General features: G+C 66.2%; 22 protein-coding genes. 18 read left to right on the forward strand and 4 right to left on the reverse strand.

Annotated elements, in window-relative coordinates; genetic code table 11:
* The first annotated feature begins 7 nt into the window (after positions 1-7).
* From U5A57_RS25980 to U5A57_RS26035, 12 genes are all read left to right on the forward strand, one after another.
* Entirely contained in the window at positions 8-928 is a 921-nt protein-coding gene (locus tag U5A57_RS25980) for an NAD(P)-dependent oxidoreductase (protein ID WP_321914496.1), read from the forward strand.
* Positions 925-1,803 (forward strand): branched-chain amino acid ABC transporter permease, encoded by an 879-nt coding sequence (locus U5A57_RS25985; RefSeq protein WP_321914497.1) that lies wholly within the window; start codon positions 925-927, stop codon positions 1,801-1,803. The genes U5A57_RS25980 and U5A57_RS25985 overlap by 4 nt, the downstream gene beginning before the upstream one ends.
* Before the next feature lies 1 nt (position 1,804).
* Positions 1,805-2,803: a branched-chain amino acid ABC transporter permease gene (locus tag U5A57_RS25990; protein WP_321914623.1), complete on the forward strand. Its 999-nt coding sequence runs from the start codon at positions 1,805-1,807 to the stop codon at positions 2,801-2,803.
* Positions 2,800-3,618 (forward strand): ABC transporter ATP-binding protein, encoded by an 819-nt coding sequence (locus U5A57_RS25995; RefSeq protein ID WP_321914498.1) that lies wholly within the window; start codon positions 2,800-2,802, stop codon positions 3,616-3,618. The genes U5A57_RS25990 and U5A57_RS25995 overlap by 4 nt, the downstream gene beginning before the upstream one ends.
* Positions 3,611-4,375, forward strand: a complete 765-nt coding sequence (locus tag U5A57_RS26000) for an ABC transporter ATP-binding protein (RefSeq protein WP_321914499.1) — start codon at positions 3,611-3,613, stop codon at positions 4,373-4,375. The genes U5A57_RS25995 and U5A57_RS26000 overlap by 8 nt, the downstream gene beginning before the upstream one ends.
* 22 nt (positions 4,376-4,397) lie before the next feature.
* Positions 4,398-5,333 carry an SMP-30/gluconolactonase/LRE family protein gene (locus tag U5A57_RS26005; RefSeq protein ID WP_321914624.1) on the forward strand — a complete coding sequence of 312 codons (936 nt, stop codon included), beginning with the start codon at positions 4,398-4,400 and terminating at the stop codon, positions 5,331-5,333.
* Positions 5,334-5,542: 209 nt separating this feature from the next.
* Positions 5,543-6,760, forward strand: coding sequence for an FAS1-like dehydratase domain-containing protein (locus U5A57_RS26010; protein ID WP_321914500.1), 1,218 nt, complete (start codon positions 5,543-5,545; stop codon positions 6,758-6,760).
* 79 nt (positions 6,761-6,839) lie between these two features.
* Positions 6,840-8,003 (forward strand): CoA transferase, encoded by a 1,164-nt coding sequence (locus tag U5A57_RS26015; RefSeq protein WP_321914501.1) that lies wholly within the window; start codon positions 6,840-6,842, stop codon positions 8,001-8,003.
* Complete coding sequence (locus U5A57_RS26020) at positions 8,003-9,202, forward strand: CoA transferase (RefSeq protein ID WP_321914502.1); 1,200 nt, start codon at positions 8,003-8,005, stop codon at positions 9,200-9,202. The genes U5A57_RS26015 and U5A57_RS26020 overlap by 1 nt, the downstream gene beginning before the upstream one ends.
* Before the next feature lie 48 nt (positions 9,203-9,250).
* The gene (locus U5A57_RS26025; protein WP_321914503.1) at positions 9,251-9,832 is read left to right on the forward strand and encodes a cysteine hydrolase; all 582 of its coding nucleotides are present in this window, start codon (positions 9,251-9,253) and stop codon (positions 9,830-9,832) included.
* Positions 9,833-9,842: 10 nt separating this feature from the next.
* Positions 9,843-10,652: a CoA ester lyase gene (locus U5A57_RS26030; protein WP_321914504.1), complete on the forward strand. Its 810-nt coding sequence runs from the start codon at positions 9,843-9,845 to the stop codon at positions 10,650-10,652.
* Positions 10,653-10,743: 91 nt separating this feature from the next.
* Positions 10,744-11,373 carry a GntR family transcriptional regulator gene (locus tag U5A57_RS26035; RefSeq protein ID WP_321914505.1) on the forward strand — a complete coding sequence of 210 codons (630 nt, stop codon included), beginning with the start codon at positions 10,744-10,746 and terminating at the stop codon, positions 11,371-11,373.
* Between the two features lie 42 nt (positions 11,374-11,415).
* On the opposite strand, the gene U5A57_RS26040 is transcribed toward U5A57_RS26035, so the two are convergent.
* The gene (locus U5A57_RS26040; RefSeq protein ID WP_321914506.1) at positions 11,416-12,381 is read right to left on the reverse strand and encodes a LysR family transcriptional regulator; all 966 of its coding nucleotides are present in this window, start codon (positions 12,379-12,381) and stop codon (positions 11,416-11,418) included.
* Positions 12,382-12,508: 127 nt separating this feature from the next.
* Between U5A57_RS26040 and U5A57_RS26045 the strand changes: the two genes are divergently transcribed.
* The 6 genes from U5A57_RS26045 (at position 12,509) to U5A57_RS26070 (ending at position 18,987) form a co-directional block, all read left to right on the forward strand.
* Complete coding sequence (locus U5A57_RS26045; protein WP_321914507.1) at positions 12,509-13,501, forward strand: hydroxyacid dehydrogenase; 993 nt, start codon at positions 12,509-12,511, stop codon at positions 13,499-13,501.
* Complete coding sequence (locus tag U5A57_RS26050) at positions 13,498-14,199, forward strand: RraA family protein (protein WP_321914508.1); 702 nt, start codon at positions 13,498-13,500, stop codon at positions 14,197-14,199. Before U5A57_RS26045 ends, U5A57_RS26050 begins: the two co-directional genes overlap by 4 nt.
* 100 nt (positions 14,200-14,299) lie before the next feature.
* Positions 14,300-15,796 carry an MFS transporter gene (locus U5A57_RS26055; protein ID WP_321914509.1) on the forward strand — a complete coding sequence of 499 codons (1,497 nt, stop codon included), beginning with the start codon at positions 14,300-14,302 and terminating at the stop codon, positions 15,794-15,796.
* Positions 15,797-15,817: 21 nt separating this feature from the next.
* The gene (locus U5A57_RS26060) at positions 15,818-16,741 is read left to right on the forward strand and encodes an SMP-30/gluconolactonase/LRE family protein (RefSeq protein WP_321914510.1); all 924 of its coding nucleotides are present in this window, start codon (positions 15,818-15,820) and stop codon (positions 16,739-16,741) included.
* Positions 16,742-16,770: 29 nt separating this feature from the next.
* Entirely contained in the window at positions 16,771-18,009 is a 1,239-nt protein-coding gene (locus U5A57_RS26065; RefSeq protein ID WP_321914511.1) for an alpha-hydroxy acid oxidase, read from the forward strand.
* Positions 18,010-18,114: 105 nt separating this feature from the next.
* Complete coding sequence (locus U5A57_RS26070) at positions 18,115-18,987, forward strand: glyoxalase/bleomycin resistance/dioxygenase family protein (RefSeq protein ID WP_321914512.1); 873 nt, start codon at positions 18,115-18,117, stop codon at positions 18,985-18,987.
* Between the two features lie 84 nt (positions 18,988-19,071).
* On the opposite strand, the gene U5A57_RS26075 is transcribed toward U5A57_RS26070, so the two are convergent.
* From U5A57_RS26075 to U5A57_RS26085, 3 genes are all read right to left on the reverse strand, one after another.
* Positions 19,072-20,613 (reverse strand): methyl-accepting chemotaxis protein, encoded by a 1,542-nt coding sequence (locus tag U5A57_RS26075; RefSeq protein ID WP_321914513.1) that lies wholly within the window; start codon positions 20,611-20,613, stop codon positions 19,072-19,074.
* 164 nt (positions 20,614-20,777) lie between these two features.
* The gene (locus U5A57_RS26080; RefSeq protein ID WP_321914514.1) at positions 20,778-21,818 is read right to left on the reverse strand and encodes a porin; all 1,041 of its coding nucleotides are present in this window, start codon (positions 21,816-21,818) and stop codon (positions 20,778-20,780) included.
* 78 nt (positions 21,819-21,896) lie between these two features.
* Positions 21,897-24,332, reverse strand: a complete 2,436-nt coding sequence (locus U5A57_RS26085; protein ID WP_321914515.1) for a membrane-bound PQQ-dependent dehydrogenase, glucose/quinate/shikimate family — start codon at positions 24,330-24,332, stop codon at positions 21,897-21,899.
* Positions 24,333-24,548 lie beyond the last annotated feature (216 nt).

Here is a 24,548-nt window from a genome sequence, read left to right on the forward strand (position 1 = left end):
GCGAGCGATGGCGACAGACAATCAGCTGGTGATCGGCTTCGTGGGCCTCGGCGTGATGGGCGGCCCGATGTGCCGCAACATGGCGCTCAAGCACATGGGCGAAGTGCTGGCATTCGACACGAACGGCGAGGCCTTCCAGGTGCTCGAGGGCACGCAAGCGCGCCGCGCGCAATCGCTCGACGAGATCGCGGCGCAGGCCGATATGGTGTTTCTTTCGCTGCCCGGCGGCCCCGCCGTGGAAGCGGTGACGCTCGGAGCGCAGGGCCTCGCGAGCGGCGCGCGGCGGCCGCAGGCGATCGTCGATCTCAGCACCACGACGGTCGCTTCAGCGCGCAAGGTGGGCGAGGCGCTGGCCGCACGCAACGTTGCATTCGCGGATGCACCTGTCGCGCGCACGCGTGAAGCGGCGCAGCGCGGCGAACTGAGCATTATGGTGGGCGCGGACGCTGCGCTCTTCGCACGTATCGCGCCGCTGCTGCACTACATCGGCACCGACGTCACCCACTGCGGAGCCATCGGTTGCGGCCAGGTGGTCAAGCTCATCAACAACGCGCTCGTCTTCGAGAACACGGTGGCGCTGGCCGAGATGATGGTGCTCGGAGAACGCGCGGGCGTGGAGCCCGCCACGCTGCTCGACGCGGTATCGAAGGGCTCGGGCGACAGCTTCGTGCTGCGCAATCACGGCCGCAAGGCGATGCTGCCACGCCAGTTTCCGGAGAAGTCGTTTCCGCCCGAGTACGTGCTCAAGGACATCGGCTACGTGCTCGAACTCGCGGGGCAGACGGGGGTGTCGACGCGCATCACGGAACTCGCGCACCGCTACTATGCCGCCACGGCGCAGCAGGGCTACAGCGGAAGATATTTTCCGGCCGTGATCGAACTGATCGCGCGAGACGCCGAACTCGCGCCGGGAGGGGCCACGGCATGACGGATTTTCTCGGTCTCGTCTGGGCGGGCGTGGTGAGCGGGTGCCTCTATGCACTCGGCGCCATCGGACTCGTGCTCATCTACAAGAGTTCGAACGTCGTGAACTTCGCGCACGGCAATCTAGCGGGCCTCGCCGCGTTTCTCGTTTATGGCTTTACGGCGGGCACGTTTGCCCAGATGGACTGGGGCGTGGCCGTGCCGCTCACGCTGGTCCTGATGGTGGTCGTCACGACGCTCAGTTGCGCCGTGATCGCGCCGCTCGTGCTCAAGTCGGACATTACCAGCACGATCGCCACCCTCGGCATCGGGTTGATCGCCCAGGGCGGCACGCAATTGCTGTTCGGCTCGAACGTGGTGTCGCTCGACTTGCCGTTGCCGAGGTGGCGCGCGCATCTTGGGCCGGTGCGGGTGACGTCGTACGATCTCGCGGTGCTCGCGGCTACGGTCGTGATCGTCGCAATGCTGTATCTGCTGATCGAGCGCACGCGCATTGGCGTGGCGTTTCGCGCCGTGTCGGCCAATCCGTTCGCGAGCCGCGTATGCGGGCTGAAGCTCGGGCGCATCCACCTCTTTTCGTGGGTGCTGGCCGGGTTGCTCGGTCTCGTGGCCGCGCTTCTGATCGTGCCGACCACGTTTCTTTCGTCGACGAGCGTCGCGTCGTTCATGCTGCAGGCGTTTGCGGCCGCAGTGGTGGGCGGTTTCAGCAGTCTACCCGGTGCGGTGATCGGCGGAATATTCGTAGGCATCCTGATGAATATGCTGTCGTTCTATCTTTCCGCCGAGTTCAGCAACACGTACATGCTCGTACTGATGCTGTTCGTGCTCAATCTGTTCCCACGCGGCGTACTGGCTGCGCGAGGAGGCGCCCGTGCCTGACATGTTCATTCCCCCAGCCGCCGTCGCGAACGAGGCCCAAGGGGCAGATGCCGCGCTGGCCGCCGGCCGCAGCAGGTCATGGCGTGCATTCGGCGTGAGCGGCGTTGCCGGGCTCGTGCTGCTCGCCCTGCCGCTCGTGGGCGGCGGCTACTGGATCTATACGCTCGGCCTGTGTTTCGCGAACGCCATCGCCATTATTGCAGTGAGCTTTCTCGTGCGTTACGGCGGCGAAGTGTCGATCGGGCACGGCGTGTTCGTCGCGGCGGGCGCCTATACCGTGGCGCTCGTGGAGAAGTACTGGGGCTTGCCGATCTTCACGAGCCTGCCGCTTGCGGCGATCGTTGGCGGGGTGTTCGGCATGCTGTTCGCGTATCCGTCGCGCCACCTGAAGGGGATCGCGCTGGCGGTGGCGACCATGGCGCTCGCGCTCGCGTTTCCCGAGTTCCTCATGCACTTCTCGAAGATCTCCGGCGGTTACGAAGGGCTGTACGTGAAGCTCGATGCGCTCGGCGGCGTGCCGCGCAATCTGCAACGCTATTACTTTCCACTTCTCGTGCTGTTCGCCGTGATCGCGTTGCTGCGGCAATTCCGCCACTCGCGCCAGGCCATGGCGCTGCTGCTGATCCGCGATTCCACGCACGCCGCCGAATCGTTCGGCGTGCGACGCAGTTGGGCGCGTCTGTCATGCATGGCGTTGAGCGGAGCCATTGCCGCGATTGCCGGGGCGATGCAGGCGTTCACGGCGTCGACCGTGTCGCCCAACAGCTTCACGCTGTGGACGTCGATCTTCCTGCTGGTGGGGTCGGTCGTGAGCCTCTATGCGCTGTCGCTGGTGGGCGCGCTTGCGGGCGGTCTGTTCCTCACGCTCGTGCCGCTGCTACTGGCCGGCGCGGGTGACTGGGTGCCGATTCTGTACGGCGCGGCGCTGCTGGCAGTCGTATTGGGGGCGAATGCGCTGCCCGCCGGCTGGCGCGCACGGCTCGAAGGGAGGCGTCAATGAGCGAGGCTACGATGGCGCACGCAGAGGGTGCATTGGAGATGTCAGCAGGGGCACGCGCGCTTGTCGTCGACAATCTCGTGCTCTCGTTCGGCGGCAACGAAGTGCTGCGCGACGTGGGCGTGCGGCTCGAAGCGGGGGAGATCACCGGGCTCATCGGCCCGAACGGCGCGGGCAAAACGAGCTTCTTCAACTGCCTCACGGGACTCTATGCGCCGCAGCGCGGCAGCATCCGTTTCGGCGGCGAGGACATGACGCGCGTGCCGCCCACGGGGCGCGCCGCGCGAGGCTTCTCGCGCAGCTTCCAGCATGTCGCGCTGTGCCCCGAGTTGACGATTGCCGAGAACGTCATGATCGGACTCCAGCGGGGGGCCGCGGCCGGCTGGCTCGACGCGTTCCTGCCGCTTTCGCGCGGCCGTGCCGAACGTGCGCGGCACCGCGAGATGGCGCTGGCCGCACTCGCGCGCCTCGGCATCGAGCCTGTCGCCGATTCGTTGCCCGCGCAACTGCCGCCCGGCGTGCTGCGTCTGGCAGAAATCGCCCGGGCGATTGCGGGCTCGCCACGCGTGTTGCTGCTCGACGAACCAGCGGCGGGCCTCAATTCGCTCGAAACACGCGATCTCGCGAACGCGCTGAAGAAGTTGCGCGGTCCCGAACTCGTGCTCGTGGTCGTCGAGCACGACATGGATCTCATCATGGACGTGTGCGACACCATCCACGTGCTCAATGTCGGTCGCGTGCTCGCGTCGGGCAGTCCCGCGCAGATCCGCGCGAACGCGGACGTGGTGCGCGTCTATCTGGGAGAAGACGATGAGTGAAGCGCAAGCGCAGCGTCTGCTCGAAGTCGAGGCGCTCACCGTGCGGTACGGCGCGGGCCCGGTCGTGCACGGCGTGAGCTTCGGCGTGGGGCACGGCAGCGTGGGCGCGCTGCTCGGTGCCAACGGCGCGGGAAAATCGAGCACGCTGCGCGCCATTGCGGGCCTCGAGGCCGCTCAGGGCCGCGTGTGCTTCGACGGCCACGACGTGAGCCGCCTGAACGTGGCGGCGCGCTTTCGTGCGGGCATTGTCTACGTGCCGGAGGGGCGCGCCATCGTCGCCGATATCTCGGTGGCGGAGAATCTCACGCTCGGCGCGTATTTCGTCGACGCGCGCACGCGTTCGCGGCGCCGCGACATGGTGCTCGACTTCTTTCCGGAAATCGCCAACCGGCTCAAGGCGCCGGCGGGCCTCCTGAGCGGCGGCGAGCAGCAGATGCTCGCGATCGGGCGCGGGCTGATGTCGGGGCCGCGTCTGTTGCTGCTCGACGAACCTTCGCTTGGGCTTGCGCCGCTGCTCGTCGCACGCGTGTATGAACGGCTCGCTCGCATCCAGCAGGAACAGCAACTCGCGGCGCTGCTGGTCGAGCAGAGTTTTCACGCGGCGGCGAAGCTGGCCTCGCATGCGTGGGTGATGCGGCACGGCCATATCGTCGGCGAACTCGACGAGCCGCTCCTGCGCAGCCGCGAAGGCCGGCAGCGAGCCGTGGACGCCTATCTGGGCGCGCGTCAGGACGAGCGCGCGAATGCACACATCTAGAACGGAAGAGGGCACGACGATCATGGGAGCACGCATCAATCTCACCCTGCAGGGCCGCGTGATGGCAAGCGGCCTGAAATTCCCGGAAGGTCCGGTGGCGCTGCCCGACGGCAGCGTGCTGGTGGTGGAGATCGCCGGCGGGCGCCTCACGCGCGTGATGCCGGACGGAGAGCTGAAGGTGGTTGCCGAACTGGGCGGCGGCCCGAACGGTGCGGCGCTCGGACCCGACGGCCATTGCTATGTCTGCAACAACGGTGGCTTCAGCTGGCGCACCGACAACGGCTTTACGCGCCCAACAGGTGCCGCGGCGAACTACGGCGGCGGCTCGATCCAGCGTGTGAACATCGAGACAGGCGAAGTCGAAACGCTCTATACGCATTGCGGCGACGTGCCGCTGCATGGGCCGAACGACATCGTGTTCGATGCCGAAGGCGGCTTCTGGTTCACGGACTTCGGCAAGACCTTCGAAGACCGCATCATGCGCGGCGCCGTGTATTACGCGCGCGCGGACGGCAGCCAGATCCGCTGCGCCGCGCATCCCGTGCTGACACCGAACGGCGTGGGCCTCTCGCCCGACGGCCGCACGCTCTACGTGAGCGAAACGGAGACGAGCCGGCTCTGGTCGTATCCGGTCATCGGGCAAGGGGAGCTGGGACAGGAAGCCTGGCCGTCACCGAATGGCGGACGGCTCGTGCATGGGCTCGCGGGCTATCAGCGCTTCGATTCGCTCGCAGTGGAAGAGAGCGGCAACATCTGCGTGGCGACGCTCGTGCGCGGCGGGATCAGCGTGTTTTCGCCCGAGGGTGAACTGCTCGAGTTCCATGAGGCGCCCGAGGGCTACTGCACGAATATCTGCTTTGGCGGCCCCGACCGGCGTACGGCGTTCATCACGTTGTCGGGCTACGGGCAGCTATTCGAGGCCCGGTGGCCGCGGCCGGGGCTGACGCTGGCCGCTTGAGCTTGTTGTGCCGCGCGTGTGTCGATTCCATGATTGAGCGCGCGGCGTAACTGGTTGCATACACAGCGAATAGTGACCCGCGTTCCACGACACGGGACTAGTAAAAATATCCGTAAGGATACCTGAGTGATGTGATTCACAGGCGACGTTTCGTCATCTCAAAAAGAATGCATTCTGCACCCTTTGCGGTTAAATCACGGAGAAACCACTTGGATACGACCACTTTCACCCCTGCCCAAAGCGACGTAGGCAACGCACCGGCCGAAGGCCGCATCACCGATCAGGCCATTGCCGAAGCGCGCGCGATGATCGGCCTGCAACTGCGCCCCGAAGGCCCGTATTTGCAGGACGCAAGCGCCGATACGCTGCGCAACTGGTGCAACGGCATTGGCGACCTGAACCCGCTCTATCGCGACTACGGCTATGGGCCGGCCACGCGCTTCGGCTCGATGGTCGCGCACCCGATGTTTCCGATGGCGTTCGGCTGGCTCGGCAGAACGCGCTGGGGTCTTGCGGGCGTGCATGGCTTTTACGCGGGCAACGACTGGGAACTGTTCCGCCATGTGCGCCCGGGCGACCGCATCACGGCGATCGAACGCGTGGTCGGCGTGGAGGAAAAGGAGAGCAAGTTCTCGGGCCGCCTCGTGTTGCAGTATGTCGAGGCCAGCTATTACAACCAGCGCAGCGAGCTCGTGGCGCGCGCGCTTGGCACCTGCACGCGTCACGAGCGCAAGGCGGCGCGCGACACCGGCAAGTACAAGGAGATCGTCCAGCACGAGTACAGCGACGAAGAACGCGACCGCATCGATCAGATGGTGCTCGACGAGCCCAAGCACATTCGCGGCGCGAACGTGCGCTATTGGGAAGACGTTCGCGAAGGCGAGGAATTGCCCGCCATCGCGCGCGGTCCGCTTTCGCTGATGGACACCATGGGCTTTCTCGTCGGCTGCGGACGCGGCCACACGCACGGCGTGGTGCTGCAGACAGCCGTTAAGCATCCGGGACACTTCTTCCGCAACCCGGAAGCGGGCGGCGGCGTGGAGTACACCGGCATCGGCCACCATCGCGAGTCGGTGGCGAAGGAAGTGGGCGTGCCGGGGACTTACGACTACGGCCCGCAGCGCTCGTCGTGGATGTGCTCGCTCGTCACGAACTGGATGGGCGACGCGGGCTTCATCAAGCGCGTGCGCACCGAAATGCGGCGCTTCAACATCATGGGCGATACCACCTTCTGCAAGGGTAAGGTCGTGCGCAAGTACATGAAGGACGGCGCGGGGCTCGTCGACATCGAACTTGCCGCAGTGAACCAGCGCGGCGAAGTGACCACGCCGGGACTTGCGACCGTGGCGCTGCCTTCGCGCGACGTGCGGCTGCCTGCTTTCATCGACGGCGCGGCCATCGACCTCGAACTGCCGGTCGTGCGCTGAGCGTGAGACCAGGCTCTGCCGCACGGCACAGCGGCAGCGCGACAACAGCGCGAGAGCAGCGCGACAGGGAGGGGAGCACATGGAAAGCAACGACGAAGCCGGCCACGCCGCACTCCCGCTCGCGGGCTGCCGCGTGCTGGAGCACTCGCGCACCGTGGCGGCGGCGTGGGCGGGACGTCTTCTCGCCGCGATGGGCGCGCGCGTGGTGATGATGGAGCCGCCTCAGGGACATCGCCTGCGTGGCGCCGCGCCGCTCATCGACGGCAGCGGCGAGAGCGCGCTGTTCGCGTATCTGGCGGCGGGCAAGCACAGCCTGTTGTGCGATCTCGCGACGTCCGAGGGCAAGGCGCGGTTCGAGCACGAACTCGAGCGCGCGGACATCCTGATCGACGACACTCCGCTCGCCGAGCGCGAGTCGCAAGGTCTCGACGCGAAACGGCTGGGCGCTCGCTTTGCGCAACTCGTGCACGTCTCTGTGTTGCCCTTTGGCGCCCATGGCCCGAAGGCGGCCTGGGACGGCGAAGAGGTGAACCTTCTGCACGCGGGCGGCGAAGGCTACCTGCTGCCAAACGGCCTCTCTGGGGAGTTGTTTCCGCAGCGCGCGCCGCTCAAGATCTACGGCCATTTTGCGGGCTATCAGGGTGGCTGCACGGCCGCGCTGGCGGCGCTCACGGCGTGGTGGGCCGTGCCATCCGCGGGCGGTCAGTACGTGGACGTCTCGGTGCAGGACGCGGCCCTCGCGGTAGGCGCGTTCGCGCTGCAACGGCTCGGCGACGGCTCGCTCGAACATCGCTCGACGCGCAGCTTCCGCTACGGCGGCGTGTTCGAGGCGAAAGATGGCTTCGTGGAAGTGCTCACGCTCGAAGACCGCCAGTGGAGCGCGCTCGTGCAGTTGCTCGGCTCGCCCGCGTGGGCGCAGGAGGAGGCGTTGCGCGATCCGCTCGAACGCAGCCGCCGCGGCGGCGAGATCAACCGTCACATTCGCGCGTGGATGGCGCAGGAGCGTGTGGAAGACATCGTGAGACGCGCGCAGGCGCTCGGCGTGCCGGCCGCGAAATACCGCACGCCCGAGGAAGTGCTCGCGGGCGCGCACGAAAGCGCGCGCGGCCTGTTCGCGCAGGCAACGCTCCCCGACGGCCGCGCCGTGGACGTGCTCGTTGCGCCGTTCCAGTTCCGCTGCACGACGCTCGAGGCGCATGCGCACGTGCCGGCGCCGGGCGAACTCGAAAAGGAGGACTGCTGATGAATTCAGCCAGTGCGCCACTCGCCGGTGTACGCATCGCCGATTTCACGATTCACGCGGCTGGGCCGTTCTGCACGCACCTGCTCGCGCAACTCGGCGCCGAATGCATCAAGATCGAAAGCCGTAGCCGGCCCGATGCGTTTCGCAAGCCGCATGCCGTCTATGGCCGGATGTCGGCGGCGACGTTCGATCAGGTGTCGTCGAACAAGCGCTCGGTGCGGCTCAATCTCAAGCAGCCCGAAGCGATTGCGCTCGCGAAGCGGCTCGTCGCGGTATCGGACGTCGCGGCGGAGAGCTTTCGTCCCGGCGTGCTGGAGCGGCTCGGCCTCGGCTTCGAAGCGTTGCGCGAGAGCCGGCCCGATATCGTCATGCTCTCGCTCTCATCGTGCGGCCAGAGCGGGCCGGATTCGTCGTTCGCGGGCTATGCGCCGCTCTTCGGCGCGTGGGGCGGGCTCGGCTGGATGAGCGGCTACAGCGACGGACCGCCCGTCGAAATGCGCCACGTCATGGATCATTCCGCTGGCCTGCATGCCGCGCTGGCGACGGTCGCCGCGCTGCATCAGCGGCGCAGGACAGGGCAGGCGCAGCACGTGGATCTCGCGGCGCGCGAGGTGGCCTCGGCGATGATCGGCGACGCGCTCGTGCTCGCAAGCGCGGGGATCACGCCGCCGCGCCCGGGCAACGGCGACGCGTCGATGGCGCCGCACGGCGTCTACGCCACCGCCACGCCGGACCGCTGGCTCACGCTTGCCGTACGCGACGACGCCGCCTGGCGCGCGCTCGCGCGCGTGGCGGGCTGGCCCGAGGACGACCCCGATTACGCCACCGGGTCCATGCGGCTCGCGCGCCGCGAGGCGCTCGACGCGCGCGTGGCCGCGTGGCTTGCCGGTTGCGACGCCGACCGCATTGCCGAGGCGCTGCAACGCGAGGGCGTGTGCGCGCACGTTTCCTGGACCATGCAGGACATCGCTTGCGATCCGCATCTGCGCGCCCGCGGCGCGATCGTCGATGTCAGCGCGCCCGATCTTCCCGCGCGCGCCGCCGTGGGGGCGCCCGCGCGTTTTTCACGCACGTCCGATGTGGGGATCCGGTCGCTCACCCCCGCGCTCGGGCAAGACGAGGATTACGTGTTCGGCGAACTGCTGGCGTTGAGCCGCGCGCAGCGCGACGATCTGGAAGCGCGCGAAATCATCTGTTGAAAAGCGGCGCGCGAGCGCGCCACCCGAAGAACGAGCAAGGAGCATGTCGTGAAAGACACCATCTATCTCGTGCTGGACATGGAGAACGACCTCGTCCACGCAGACGGCCCGAACGGCAAGGCGGGCTATGCGGAGCAGGTCGCCGGCCGGCGCATCATCGAGAACACGCGTCGCGCCATTGACAAGGCGCGCGCCGCTGGCGTGCCGGTCGGCTTCGTGCGCGTGGGCTTTTCGCCGGACTACCGCGAGTGCCCGCCCGATTCGCCGATCTTCTCGGGAGCCCGCAAGAACGGCATCTTCAAGCTGGGGACGTGGGGCACGGAGGTGCATCCCGACCTTGGCCAGCAAAGCGGCGACTTCGATATCGTCAAGCACCGCGTGAGCCCGTTCTACGCGACGAGCCTCGAAGCGATCTTGCGAGCGCACGGCATCAGGCGGATCGTCTGCTCGGGCATCTCGACGAACGCCGTCGTGCAGGCGACCGTGCGCGAAGGCCACGACCGCGACTACTCGATGACGGTGCTCGAAGATTGCTGCTGCGCGATCACGGCCGAGGAACACGAGAACGCGATTGCGGGGCTGCGGCGCTTCTGCACGCTCAGCACGTCGCACGGCGTGACGTTCGAGTGAGGGGCGGCCCATGCGGATCGCACGCAGTTTGCTGTTCGTGCCGGGCGATCGTCCGGCACGCTTCGAAAAGGCGCTCGCGAGCGGCGCGCACGAAGTGATCGTGGATCTGGAAGACGCCGTCGCGCCCGAGGCCAAACCTGCGGCGCGCGAGGCGGCGGCTGCCTGGCTGGGCGCAGGACGCGACGCGCTCGTGCGCATCAACGCGATGGGCACTGAATGGTACGAGGACGACCTGCGCCTGCTCGCCCGTGCGCCGGGGGCGGCGGTGATGCTGCCCAAAGCCGACGAGGCCTCGCTGCGCGCCACCTCCGACGCGTTGCCCGGAAGGCGCATCGTCGCGCTCATCGAAACCGTCCGGGGCTACCTGGCGTTGCGCGCGCTCGTGGCGGTGCCGGGCGTAGCGCGTCTCGCCTTCGGCAGCGTGGACTTCAGCGCCGAGACCGGCATTGCCGACGAGGGCGGCGCGTTGCTCGCCGTGCGCACGCAGATCGTACTGGCGTCTTGCCATGCGGGGCTCGCGGCGCCGGTGGACGGGGTGAGCACCGGTTTCGCCGACGCGCAGGCGCTGGGCGCCGCTGCCGCGCACTCGCGCGCGCTCGGCTTCGGCGGCAAGCTCTGCATTCACCCGGCGCAGGTCGCTGCGGTGAACGCGGCGTTCCGGCCGTCCGCCGGGGAGTGCGACTGGGCGCGCCAGGTGGTCGAAGCGTTCGCGGCGAGCGGCGGCGCCGCGACGGCGATGGCGGGGAAGATGATCGACAAGCCCGTGGTCGAGCGCGCGCGGCGCATTCTCGCGGAATCGGGCGAGGGCGACATCGCTTAAAATCAGCCCGGAGGCGGGCCCGCGGCGCGGCCGGACCTTGCGCGCCATGCGCGCCATCAGATCGAGACCCAACCGGCCCAGACGACAGCAAATGGAATACAGAACCAAGGAAGAGCAGGTTGCCGATTTCCTGCGCGAGCAAATCATCTCTGGCGCGATCGCGCGCGGCTCGCGGCTCAAGCAGGCCGAGATCGCCGAGCAGTTGCACCTGAGCATCACGCCCGTACGCGAGGCGCTCAAGCTGCTGGAGGCCGAGGGGTATATCAGCGGAGACTCGTACCGCGGCGCGCGCGTGGTGCCGTTCGACGCGGCGGCATCGTCGGAAATCCTGAATCTGCGGCTTCTGCTCGAAACGCAGCTCGTGAAGGGCACGGTCGAAAAGATCAAGGCGCAGGACATCGTCGAGCTGCGCCAGCTCGCCGACGAATTCGCCGTGGCGTTCGCCAAGGGGGATCGCGCGGTTGCGAGAGGCATCAACTATCGCTTTCACCGGCGCATGTACGACATTGCGGACATGCCGCAGACCCTCCATTTCACGCAGATTCTCTGGGCGCGCTATCCGTTCGACATCATCAACGCCGCGCACGATCGCGGCAGCGACGCCGTAGCCGAACACGAGGAAATTCTCCAGGCCTTTGCAGCCGGCGACGTGACTGCCGCGATGCTCGCGATGCGCAAGCATATCGAATCGGGCTGGTCGGTACTCAAGGCGGCGAAGTAGAAGAAAACCGGCGTTACGATCAAGCGGACGGGGGTAGAAAGCCTATGGGTCCTTTCTCACCTTCCGATTCCCCGCAGAAACGGATTTGCGCCGCATCGCCGGCGCTTTTGCCGTTTCGTTCTGCTCGCGCACGATATCGATGATTCGCCGCGCCGCCGGCGATAAATAGCCGTCATTGCGATGCACGACCCCGAATTGACGCGTCATCGTCGTTTCGGGATTCGGCAGTTCGACGAGCGCGGGCGTGAAGCGGCCCGCTTCCAGGTTGCGCCGGGAAATAAAACTCAGCAGGCCCGTTTCGGCGATCAGGCGCGGCAGCGCGGCGATCGAGCTCGTCATGATGGCCGCGCGCGGCAACGGCAGCCCGCGCGAGGCGAACGCGTGTTCGAGCCACTGGCGCGTCGCCACGGATTGCGCGGGCAGCACCCAGCCATAGCGGGACATGGCTTCGAGCGTTGCACGCTTGCCCGCGAGCGGATGCGTGGCGCTGGCTGCCACCACGACGTGGTCGGCGACGATGGGAATTTGCACCAGCGTTTCGTCGTGGCCGCCGAGCGGACCGATCACCACGTCGAGCAGCCGCTTGCGCAACGCGTCCTGCAACACGTCGTTCATGCCGATCTGCAATTCGACGACAACGGCAGGCGCCTCCTCCTGCAACACGCGGCACACCGTCGGCATGATGAATTCGGCGATGGTGGCCGCCGCGCCAATCTTCACAAGACCCGCCAGCCCAGCGCCTAACGACGCGATTTCCCGCTGCGTTTCGTCCAGCGTGCGCTCGACGAGCCCCGCGCGCTGCTGCAACAGCCGCCCGGCGTCGGTGAGCCGGATGCCGCGGCCGCTGCGCTCGAAGAGCGCCGCGCCATAGTTCTCTTCCAGCCGGTCGATGCATTTGGAAAGCGCGGGCTGCGTAATGTGCAGCGCTTGCGATGCGCGGCCCAGGTGCCCCAGTTCGGCGACTTTCGCAAAGTACATCAGGTCGCGTACCTGCAGGTTCATCACCATGGGCGGCCCCGTTGGGTGGACAAATACATAACCATCAGGAATGAAAAGATGAAAAATCGAAAATAGACATTATGAGTCGCGGTGTCAACAATGTCGTGAAGCCTCATGAAGACAGAAGGAGACACCCATGTCCCACCGAATTCTCGTCACGGCGCCGCGTCTCGCGCAGGCCGGGCGAAGGGTGCTGGCCACGGCGCAGTGCGAAGTCGTCTATATCGACGACGCGCAGAACGCCGCCCAGGTCGCCCACATTCTTGCCACCCAGCCCATCGACGCCGTGATTTCGCGCACCGTCGAGCTTTCCGGGGCGGCGATCGCGAGCTGCCCGTCGCTGCGCGTCATCTGCAAGCACGGCGTGGGCGTGACGAACATCGACGTTGAAGCCGCCACGCGCCACGGCGTTCCCGTTTTCACCACGCCCGGCACCAACACGCATTCCGTCGCCGAATTGACGATGGCGCTCATGCTGGGCGCCGCGCGCAAGGTCAACTACTACGACAGCGAATTGCGCGCGGGCCGCTGGACCCGCACGGGCGACGGCCGCCAGTTGCATGGGCGCACGCTCGGTCTCATCGGCTATGGCCAGATCGGCCGCAGCGTCGCGGCGATCGCACACGCGCTCGGCATGACGGTGCGTGCTTTCGATCCCGTCGCGACGCAGTCAGGCGCGCAGTCTTTCGTCACGCTCGAACGCTCGGTCGAGGATCTGCTGGCGCAGGCGGACGTGCTGAGCCTGCATTGCCCCGTCAATGCGCACACGCGCAATCTGCTCGACGCAAACGCCATCGCGCGGCTGCCCGACGGCGCCATCGTCGTGAACACGGCGCGCGGCGAGCTGATCGACGAAGCCGCGCTCGTCGCGGCGCTGCAAAGCGGCAAACTCGCCGCCGCGGGCCTCGACACCTTTCGCAACGAGCCGCTCGGCGCGGACGATCCGCTGGCCGCGCTGCCAAACGTGGTGCTCACGCCGCATGTGGGCGGCTCGACGCCCGACGCGCTCGATGCCGTCGCGGTGAGCGCCGCCGAAATCTGTTTGCGCTATCTGCGCGGCGAGGGCGTCGACGCCAAGAGCTGCGTGAACCCCGACGCTCTCCACTCCGAAAAAAAGGTCATCGCATGAATACGTCGCAGGATCGGGCCGGCTGGCCCGCAGGCTTCTTCGTCGGTCAACGCACGTCGCTGCCGACGCCCGCGCAGGTCGAAGCGTTTCGCAACGTGCCCGTCGCGCACGCAGGCGATTGCCTTGGCCGCAGCATCGGTGCGATGGGTCTGACGGCCTATCACCACTCGGTTTCGCTCACGATGTGCGGGCCGGCCCTCACGGTGCGCGTGCGCCCCGGCGACAACATGATGATCCACAAGGCGATCGAACTCGCGCAGCCCGGCGACGTGATCGTGATCGACGGCGGCGGCGACCTGACCCAGGCGCTGATCGGCGGCCTCATGCGCACGTCGGCCCTCACGAAGCACATTGGCGGCTTCGTGGTAGACGGCGCGATCCGCGATCTCGCGGAATGGGCCGAGGGCGTGATCCCGGTCTATGCGCGCGGCCACACGTTCCGCGGGCCGAGCAAGGAGGGCCCCGGTGAAGTCAACGTGCCGGTCGCGTGTGGGGGCCTCGTCGTGAACCCCGGCGATCTCGTGATGGGCGATGCGGACGGCGTGATCGCCGTGCCGGTGGATCGGCTCGACGCGCTGCTGCCGCTCGTGCGCGCACACGCGGACAAGGAAGCGGCGATCCGCGCGAGCAACGCGGCGGGCACGGCCGACCCGGAGCGCTTCAACGCGCTGCTGCGCAAGAAGGGCTGCCCGGTGTAAGCGCCGCCGGCGCATCGAGCGAATCCTTCGCGCGGCATAGGCCGCCGATGCCGCCCCGGCCGCGGCGGCATCGCCAGCACAACAATCAGGAGACGAGGCCATGCATCCCTATTCAAACACCGCCGACGCGCACGACGTGGCAGGCGCGAACCACGATGCGCTTGCACCGCACGCCGCACCCCACGCGGCGCTCGCACCCGACGCCCACGCGCGCCAGATCTCGGCGCGCCTCGACCGCCTGCCGCCCAGCGCGCCCGTGTGGCTGTTGATCGCCGCGCTCGCCATGGGCGGCTGGTTCGAGATCTACGACATGTTTCTCACCGCCTACATCGCGCCGGGGCTCGTGAAGGCGGGCATCTTCACGAAGACGACGGCGTCGCTGTTCGATCTGGGCGGCCTGGGCGCCTTCGTCGCGGCGCTTTTTCTCGGGCTCTTCATCGGCACGATTGGCGTGGCATTCGTTGCTGACCGCCTGGGCCGGCGCCGCGTGTTCGTCGGGGCGCTGCTCTGCTATACGTTCGCCGCCGTGATGATGTCGCTGCAAAGCGATCCCGTATGGGTCGTGTTCTGGCGCGTGGTCGCGGGCATTGGCGTGGGCGCGGAGCTTGTGACCATCGACGCGTATGTCTCGGAGTTCGTGCCTGCGCGCCTGCGCGGCCGCGCATTCGCATTCGTGCAGGCGATTCAGTACACCTCGATTCCCACCATTGCCTTTCTGTCGTGGCAACTGGTGCCGATCGCGCCGTTCGGCCACGACGGCTGGCGCTGGGTCGTGTGGATCGGCTGCTCGGGCGCGGTATTCGTCTGGCTGATCCGGCTCGGGCTGCCCGAGAGCCCGCGCTGGCTGATCCAGCACGGCCGCATGGCCGAAGCCGAGGCGATCGTCACGCGGCTCGAACGGCGCATCGAACGCGCGACGGGCAAGCCCTTGCCGGCTGCGGCGAGCGCATCTTCGAGCGCGCAGAACGTTGCGCAAGCAACGAGTCAGTCTGCGTCGAACGATGGCCCCTGGAGCAACCGCTATCGCCGCCGCACGGTGATGCTGCTGGTATTCAACTTCTTCCAGTCGATCGGCTATTACGGTTTTGCGAGCTGGGTGCCCACCTTGCTGGCGGAGAAAGGCGTGACGCTCACGCACAGCCTCTGGTATTCGTTTCTCATCGCCATTGCCAGCCCGCTCGGGCCGCTGCTCTCCATGCTGATCGCCGACCGCGTGGAGCGCAAATGGCTGATCGTGGGCTCGGCCGCCGCCATGGCCGTGCTCGGCGTGATTTTCGCGCAGCAGCGCGATCCCACGCTGCTCGTTGCGATGGGTCTCTTGATGACGCTCGCCGGCAATTGCATGACGTTCTCGTATCGCACCTATCAGGCAGAACTCTTTCCCACCCGGATGCGGGCACGCGCCATCGGGCTCGTGTATTCGGCGAGCCGCATCAGCGCGATGCTCTCGGGCTTCCTCATCGGTTTCTTTCTGCGGCATATGGGCGTGGCGGGCGTGTTCACGCTCATCGCAGGATCGATGTTCGTAGTCGTCCTGACGATTGGATTCTTCGGTCCGCGCTCGCGTGGCCTGAGTCTCGAACAGATCTCCGGATAACACCAGGCAGAAGGTTACGACATGTTCTATCTCGATCAACCGCCGCGCGTTATCGAAACGCGCGTGTTTTCCGCGATGCCCGAGCATTTTCGCCAGCGCGCTGTTGCGTCGGCATGGGCGAACGCCAACAAGGCAGGGCAGAGCGTCGACAGTTTCCTCGAAGGGCCGTCGTTCGACGCGCAAGGGCGCCTGTACGTGGTGGACATTCCGTTCGGCAGGATTTTTCGCATCGGCAAGGAAGGGGACTGGACGCTGGTCGCCCAATACGACGGCGAGCCGAACGGTCTCAAGTTTCACCCGGACGGCCGCATTCTGATTGCCGACTATCGCAACGGCATCATGCAGCTCGATCCGCAAACGGGGCGCGTGGAGCCGCTGCTGGTGTCGCGCAACGGCGAATCGTTCAAGGGCTGCAACGATCTCGCGATCGCCGCCAATGGTGACATCTATTTCACGGACCAGGGTCAAACGGGCCTGCAAGACCCGACGGGCCGCGTGTACCGCCTGAGCGCGGATGGCCGTCTCGACTGCCTGCTTGCGAACGGTGTGAGCCCGAACGGGCTCGTGCTCGACCCGTCCGGACGCGTGCTGTTCGTCGCGATGACGCGCGATAACGCGGTGTGGCGCGTGCCGCTGCTCGCGAACGGCGGCACCGCGAAAGTGGGGCGCTTCTGTTCGCTCTTTGGCACGAGCGGCCCCGATGGGCTCGCGATGGACGAAGCCGGCAACCTGTACGTCGCGCACGCGTCGCTCGGGCAGGTATTCGTGTTTGCTCCGAATGGCGAATGCATTGCGCGCGTGAAGTCGTGCGCGGGCGAGACGGTGACCAATCTGGCTTTCGGCGGAGCGCAGCGGCAGCACATTTTCATCACCGAATCGAAGAGCGGCAGCGTGCTCGTGGCCGACGTTGGCGTGCCCGGCATTGCGTTGCCGCGCGTCGCCTGAGAACGGCCGTTCGACCTCGCATCGGAATCATGTCAGATACGTTCAACCTGCGCGACTATCCGCTCGCCAATCACACCGCGCCGCGCGCCGCGGCGTCACCGCACATTCCGCGGCGTCTCGCGCGCGTGTTGTCGCTCGCGGACTTCGAAGTCATGGCGCGCCGCCATCTGCCGCCGCCGATCTTCGCCTATGTGAGCGGAGGCTGCGAGACCGACCGCTCGCTGCGCGAGAATCGCAGCGCGTTCGAGGACTACGACTGGGCGCCGCGCGTGCTGGTCGATACGTCGCAGCGCACGCTGGAGACGACGCTGTTCGGCCAAACCTATGCGGCGCCTTTCGGCATCGCGCCCATGGGCATCAGCGCGCTCACGGCGTATCGTGGCGACCTGATCCAGGCGCAAGCGGCGGCGCTCGCCAATGTGCCGATGATCATGAGCGGCTCCTCGCTCATCCGCATGGAGGAGATCTGCGCGGCCAACCCGCAGGCGTGGTTTCAGATGTACGTGCCCGGCGAGCCCGACAAGATCTCGGCGCTGCTCGAACGCGTGGCGAACGCGGGCTTTCGCACGCTGGTCCTGACCGCCGACGTGCCCGTGTCGGGCAACCGGGAGAACAACCTGCGCGCGGGCTTCTCGACGCCGCTGCGGCCCACGCTGCGGCTGGCGTGGGATGGCGCGACGCACCCGCGCTGGCTGCTGGGCACGGCGTTGCGCACGTTGTGGCGGCACGGCATGCCGCACTTTGAAAACTCGCGCACGGCGCGCGGCGCGCCGATTCTTTCGTCGAACGTGCTGCGCGACTTCGGCGCCCGCGATCATCTGAACTGGGAGCATGTGAAGCTGATCCGGCAGCAATGGCCAGGCAAGCTTGTCGTCAAGGGCATCCTGAATCCCGACGATGCGCGCCGCGCCCGCGAGCTTGGGGCCGATGGACTGATCGTGTCGAATCATGGCGGGCGTCAGCTCGACGGATCGATCGCGCCGCTGCGCGCGCTGCCCGCCGTGGTGGCCGCCGTGGACGACGCGTGCCCCGTGATGATCGACAGCGGATTCCGGCGCGGCGGCGACGTGCTCATGGCGCTCGCGCTGGGCGCGCGGGCGGTCTTTATCGGCAGGCCGTTCAACTACGCGGGCGCGGTGGCCGGGCAGGCGGGCATCCTGCATGCGTTTGCGATCGTCGCCGCCGAGATGATGCGCAACATGGCCCTGCTTGGCGTGTGCCGGCCCGACGAACTGGGCGCGAGCCATATGACTCGACGCGTCGGCTGAAAAATGCGAACCTGAATGCTTGGCGGAACCTGTGCCGTGATGCGGCATAATTTTGCAGGACGTCTCGCGGTTCCTTTAACAGCTCCCGATCGCCACGCCGACCCAATGGAACATATCTACGCAGCCGACGATACAGGTAACCTGATTCTGCTCGAGCACGTCAATCTTCGGGTGCCTGACCAGCTTCTCGCCACCACCTTTTACGTGAGCGGTCTCGGGCTCACGCGCGACCCGTTCATGATGACCGGCGTGAACAATATGTGGATCAATATCGGCCGATCGCAGGTTCATTTGCCGACCGGAGAAGCACAGCGCGTAAGAGGCAGCGTCGGTATCGTCGTCGGTGAGCTGGATGCGCTCGTCACGCGCCTGCAAGCGGTTGCGCCGCTGCTCAGCGACACGCAGTTCGCATGGGCCGAACGCGCGGGCTACGTTGAGGTGACCTGTCCATGGGGGAATCGCTATCACTGCCTCGATCCCCAGCGCCGCCCGGACTCGGCTCCGTGGTCGAAAATCGATTTGGGAATGGCGTTCGTCAAGCTCGATGTGCCGGTCGGCAGCGCTGCCCAGATCGCCGACTTCTATCGGGATGTTTTCCGCACGCCGGTTGCCGTGCAGGACCAGGACGGCGCGCAGTGCGCCGTGATCGGCGTCGGAACGCATCAGCAACTGCTCTATGCGGAAACTTCAGAGCCGATTCCCGAGTACGACGGGCATCACATTGCGGTGTACGCCGCGAGTTTTTCGGAGCCGTACGCGCGTCTGGCCGAACACGGCGTGGTCTATGGTGAAGAGCCCCATCAGTTCCGCTTTGCCAGCATCGTGAATCCTGCATCGGGCGCGCGTTGCTTCGAACTCGAACACGAAGTGCGGAGTTTGCATCACCCGCTTTATGCACGGCCACTGGTCAACCGGAATCCGCAACAGACCAACCGCCACTATCAACAGGGCGCCGATTCGCGCGGCGGCGCGTTTTGAAGCGACGCCTCAAGCGGCGCCGCCTGTAAAGCTGCCTGTTTGCCTGCTCAGTTGCGCGGCACGGTCATCGCGCGCGCTTAGCGCTCACGGCGCAAGCCTGAACGCACCGACTGTCGCGCGCAACCGTGCCGCCTGCTCGTCGAGCGCTGCGGCGGCCGCGGCAGCCTCTTCAACGAGCGCCGCATTTTGCTGGGTGACCTCATCCATCTGCGAAACCGCGCGATTGACTTCCTCGATGCCCGTGCTTTGCTCGACGGAGGCCGATTCAATCTCGCCCATGATGTCGCTCACGCGCGTGATGGAATGCACGATCTCCTTCATTCTTTCGCCCGCAAGCGCGACCTGACCCGTACCTTCGTCCACGCGTCCCACCGAAGCGCCAATGAGCGCCTTGATATCCTTCGCAGCCGACGCACTGCGCTGCGCGAGCGCGCGGACCTCTCCGGCGACGACCGCGAATCCGCGACCTTCCTCGCCGGCGCGCGCGGCCTCGACGGCCGCATTGAGCGCGAGAATGTTGGTCTGAAATGCAATGCCTTCGATGGTGCCGATGATCTCTTCGATTTTTCTCGATTCTTCGGCAATTCCCCGCATGGTCAGGATGACTTCGTCGACTGCGGACCCGCCCCGGCCCGTCGCATCGGAAGCGAGTGTGGCGAGTTGGCGAGCCTGCCGGGCGTTGTCTGCATTCTGCTTCACCGTGGCGGTCAATTGCTCCATGCTGGCCGCCGTTTCCTCCAGCGAGGCCGCCTGTTCTTCGGTACGTTGCGAGAGGTCGGTATTGCCGTGCGCGATCTCCGACGCGCCGGTTGCAATCGAGTCGCTCGATTGCTGAATGCCTTGAACCAGTTCTCGCAGCTTGCCGCGCATTTCGCTGAGCGCGTGGAGCAGGCTCGATCTGTCGCCAGCGTGAAGCTCGATGTGTGCAGCGAGATTGCCGGCTGCGATCTGCGCGGCGAATTCGGCAGCGTCGACAGGCTCACCGCCCAGCGCACGGCGAATGCCACGCATCATCGACCATGCCATGACGCCGACCATCGCGAAGATGAGCGAGGAGACGGCGAGCATGGTCCGCGCAACGCGCCAGAAAGCGGCGTCGATGTCGTCGTAGAAAAACCCCGTACCGATCCACCATTGCCATGCGGGAATGGCCACGACGCCCTGCAATTTGGGCTCCAGCGGGCTCGTCGGGGTGCGGTGGATCAGCACGTCGACGAGCGCGATATGGTTGACGGCGAGTCCCTGGGCGTAGGCCTGAGTATCGGTGAGGTCCCCGGAAGTCGTGCGGTTGCCGCCGGACTTCTTGCCAATCAAGTCCGCCACGGGATGGACGAGATTGATGCTGTCTGACGTCGTTACCCAGAAGTAGCTCTTACTGTTCGCATTCAGCTGACCGATGGCGGTTTTCGCCGCGGCTTGTGCATCCGCGCGCGTCATCTTCCCCTGGGATTCCAGCGACTGATAGTAAAGGACCAGGTGCTCGGCCTTCAGAAGCAGATTCTGGATCTGCTCCTGACGGCCCTCGACGAGCGCCTGTTTCAGTTGTGTCAACGTGATGGCGGCGATGCAAAGCAAACCGATGAGTGCGGTGCCGGCAAGTAAGGCGAGCTTGGTCGAAACTTTCATGTCTGGCGGATAGGCAGGATGGCGATAGGTGAAATTAACCAACTGGTTAACACTATCGGCATGAAGGGTTCGACTTTAATGCTCGCTATCCCTGGGTACGAGGGGTGTATGTCATACGATTTGTATACTGAATAGTTAATAACGCCGCTGTGGCGAACGTCAGTCTAAAAGCGGTCGATCATCCCCAGCTGAACGCCTCGCACGGAAGCGCCGGGCCAGGAAGGCGTAAGGCCGGTCACGTTCACGCCTTTCAGGGTGAATTCCGCTTGCCCGCGATTACGAAGCCAACCGGCGCTCGCGTAGAGCAGCACCCGCTTCGAGAGATCGTATTCGCATGCGGCGCTGAACTGGTCGGCATCGTTGTCGCCTCCTGAGCGGTCACGCAGCCAGGCATAGCCGAGCGACGCCCGAAAACGCGCGCTCGCCGCATAGCGCGCGGAGACGGACACGCCATCGTTGTGATATCGCGGCGTACCGCCGTCCCCGTTGAAATACGAAAGGAATCCGGTCAACGGGCCGAACGCATAGGAGACGCCGCCCAGGTTCGCGCGCAGTGCGCCGCTACCGTGGGTTTGCTGGTGCGCGTACGAGAGGCGCAATGAGCCTTCGTGCCACGAGAACGTTTCGATGTGGCCGGCGAGTCCGTTGCCGTCGCCATCCGTTGCGTCGCGCAGCGAAGCCATGATCGTGGTGGAAAAGCCGTGCACTTCGGGCGAAAGATACGTGAGCGCATTGCTTTCGTAGGGCGTGATCTTCGAGAGATTGTTCAGGCCCGAGGCGATCGTGCCAGCACCGAATGCATCGAGCTGACCCTTGAATGGGATATAGATCGGAGAATATTGGCGGCCCATGCGCAGCGTGCCGTAGGGCGTGCCGACACCGATCCACGCTTGACGGTTGAACAGGGTGTTCGCAACGGCGAGGGTGCCGTCAGCGGAGCTGAAACCGTTTTCAAGGTCGAACAGAATCTTGACGCCGTCGCCGATATCCTCGGCGCCGCGCACGCCGAAGCGCGAGCCGCGATACGCACCGGAATCCATGCGGGCGACGTAACCCGCGCCAGGGTTCGTGACTTCGATGCTCGTGTCGATCGAGCCATAAAGCGTCACGGTGCTTTGTGCGTGGACGGCGGCGGCGTGAGCCACGAGCGCGGTTGCAGCGACGCCGAAGCGCAACGCGCAGGGTACGAGAAAAGAATGACGCATGGGTAAAGCAGAAAAGGGAGGGCGCGGCACACCGGCGATCGGCATGCCGACCCTCCCGAATACGGTCTGGTTCGACGCTTACTTCTGATCAGGCAATGCGTAAGCAATCACGTAGTCGCCGCGATCCGGCGACTGGCGCGCGCCGCCCGCCGAAATGACGATGTACTGCTTGCCGTCGACGGTGTAGCTCATCGGCGTCCCCTGGCTGCCGACCGGCAGACGCGCCTTCCACACTTCCTTGCCCGTCGAGCTATCGAAGGCGCGCAGGTAGTAGTCCTGGGTCGCCGCGAAGAATACGAGGCCGCCACCCGTCGTGAGCGAGCCGCCAATGGTCGGCATGCCGATGGGCGAGGGCATCTGCATCTGCACGCCGTAGAGGCGCGTGTCCTTCACCGTGCCGAGCGGCACTTGCCATGCGATGCTGCGCGTCTTCAGGTCGACGGCAGTGAGGCTGCCGAACGGCGGCTTCTGGCAGGGAATGCCGAGCGGCGAGAAGAAGCGGTCCTTGAGCACCGAGTACGGCGTGCCGCCAAGCGGCACCGCGCCCATGCCGGCGTTCACGGCTTCGTTGCCGTCCGAGGCGCCGCTGCGGTTCTTTGCCTTCTCGAGATGGACCCACAGACCGAGGCGCATGTCGTTCACATAGATCATGTCCGCGTTCGGGTCGTACGAGAGGCCGCCCCAGTTCATGCCGCCGAGCGAGCCCGGGAAGCTGAGCGAGCGGTCGGTGTCCGGCGCGGTGAAGAGACCGTCGTAGCGCATGCCGCGGAAGATCACGCGGCACATGAGCTGGTCGATCGGCGTGACGCCCCACATGTCCGAGTCCTTGAGCACTTCGGCGCCGATCTGCGGCATGCCCACGGAGAGCGGCTGCGTCTTCGCGTAGGGCTCGTTGGGAATCGTGGCGGGCTTGACCGGATGCTCGATGACCTTCGTGAGCGGCTTGCCGGTGAGGCGGTCGAGCACGAACAGTTGGCCCATCTTGGTGCCGACGATGAGGGCCGGCACGCGCTTGCCGTCCTGCATCGGGAAGTCGATGAGCGTGGGCTGCATCGGCACGTCGTAGTCCCAGAGATCGTGGTGAACGGTCTGGAAGTGCCACTTTTCGGCGCCTGTGGTGGCGTCGAGCGCGAGAATCGACGCGCCGTACTTCTCGTCGAGCGCGGTGCGCTTCACGCCCCACAGGTCGATCGCCGCGTTGCCCACCGGCATGTAGACGGCGTTCGACGTCGCGTCATAGGTCATCGGCGCCCACACGTTCGGCGTCGAGCGCGTGAAGATCTTGCCCTGCGCCGGCTCGGCGTGGTCGTCCGGATTGCCCGGATCGAACGCCCACTTCATCTTGCCGGTCATCACGTCGAAGCCGCGGATCACGCCGCCCGGCATGTCGAGCGAGACGTTGTCGGCCACCCGGCCACCCGTGACCACGGTCGTGCCCGCGACCGTCGGCGCGGACGTGAGCTGGTACAGCGGACTCTTCGCTTTGCCGAGCCCCGCCTTCAGGTCGATGATGCCGTGGTCGCCGAAATCGTCGCAGAGCTTGCCCGTGTCGGCGTCGAGCGCGACGAGTTTCGCGTCGATCGTGTTCATGAAGATGCGACGGCGGCAGGCGGCCGCATCGGTTCCATCGGCCGGGGCGGCAATCGGCGACACCGGCGTCGATCCGGCGACGGTGGGCTGCACGAGCGGCCTCGTCGCGTCGAAGTAGGCGAGGCCGCGGCAGCGCACCCAAACCGTGGTTTTGGTCGGGAATTCATGACGCCACTTTTGCGTGCCGGTGGCGGCGTCCACGGCGATCACGGTGTTGTGCGGCGAGCACAGGAACAGCGTCTTGCCGACCTGCAGCGGGGTTTCCTGGTCTTCCGAGCCGCCGCCGTCGGGGCTCATCGGCGTGTCGCCGGTGTGGAAGGTCCACGCAACCTGAAGGTTCTTCACGTTGTCGCGGTTGATCTGCGCATTGCCCGCGAAGCGGTCGCCGCCGGCCGAGTGGCCGTAGGCGGTCCAGTCTTCGGTGCCGGTGTTGCCGGCCGTGGGCGTGGGCGTTTCGGCGCCGAATTTGCCGTGTGGGACGAACATGCCGTAGCCGAACGCGACGTTGCAGGCGAGCAGCACGGCGGCAAGGCCCCAGGCCGCGCCGCGCGCCGGCGTCTTGCCTTCGCCCCGGCGCAGCGCGGGCCAGGCTGGCGCGAGCAGCATGCCGATCATCGAGAACATGAAGATGCGCGTGTTCAGCGGCCAGAAGTCGAAGCCGGCTTCCCACACGGCCCATAGCGCCGTGGCGATCAGCAGGACGAGGTAGATGACGAACGCACTGGAGCGGCGCCGTGCGAGCTGCACGCCGGTTGCGCAGAGCGCGAGACCCGCCAGCAGGTAATACCCGCTGCCGCCGCGCGCGATGAGCATGCTGCCGCCGATGGTGAAGTAAAGCCCCAGGAGCAGGCCGGCGAGACCTGCCAGGGTAAAGCCGATCCGGGCCGGAGCGGGGATCGGTTCTGTGTTCGCTTGCTTGGACATACCAGTGTAAGTCGCCTAAATTAACTAAGTGGTACATTTTATGATTAAATTGGCGAGTTCGCCCGAGAAGTTGCATCGGGGGAGGTCGGCACGCTCGTGCTTGCCGGTCAAGACAACTCGATTGTTTCGTATCACTAAGTTATGGCGGGCAAGGAGGAGTCGGTAGGCTGCCTCTCGGTGCAAACCCGGCAAGTGAGCGTTTATCGCACGCGCGCG

The organism is Paraburkholderia sp. J11-2 (assembly GCF_905220185.1).
GTDB lineage: Bacteria > Pseudomonadota > Gammaproteobacteria > Burkholderiales > Burkholderiaceae > Paraburkholderia.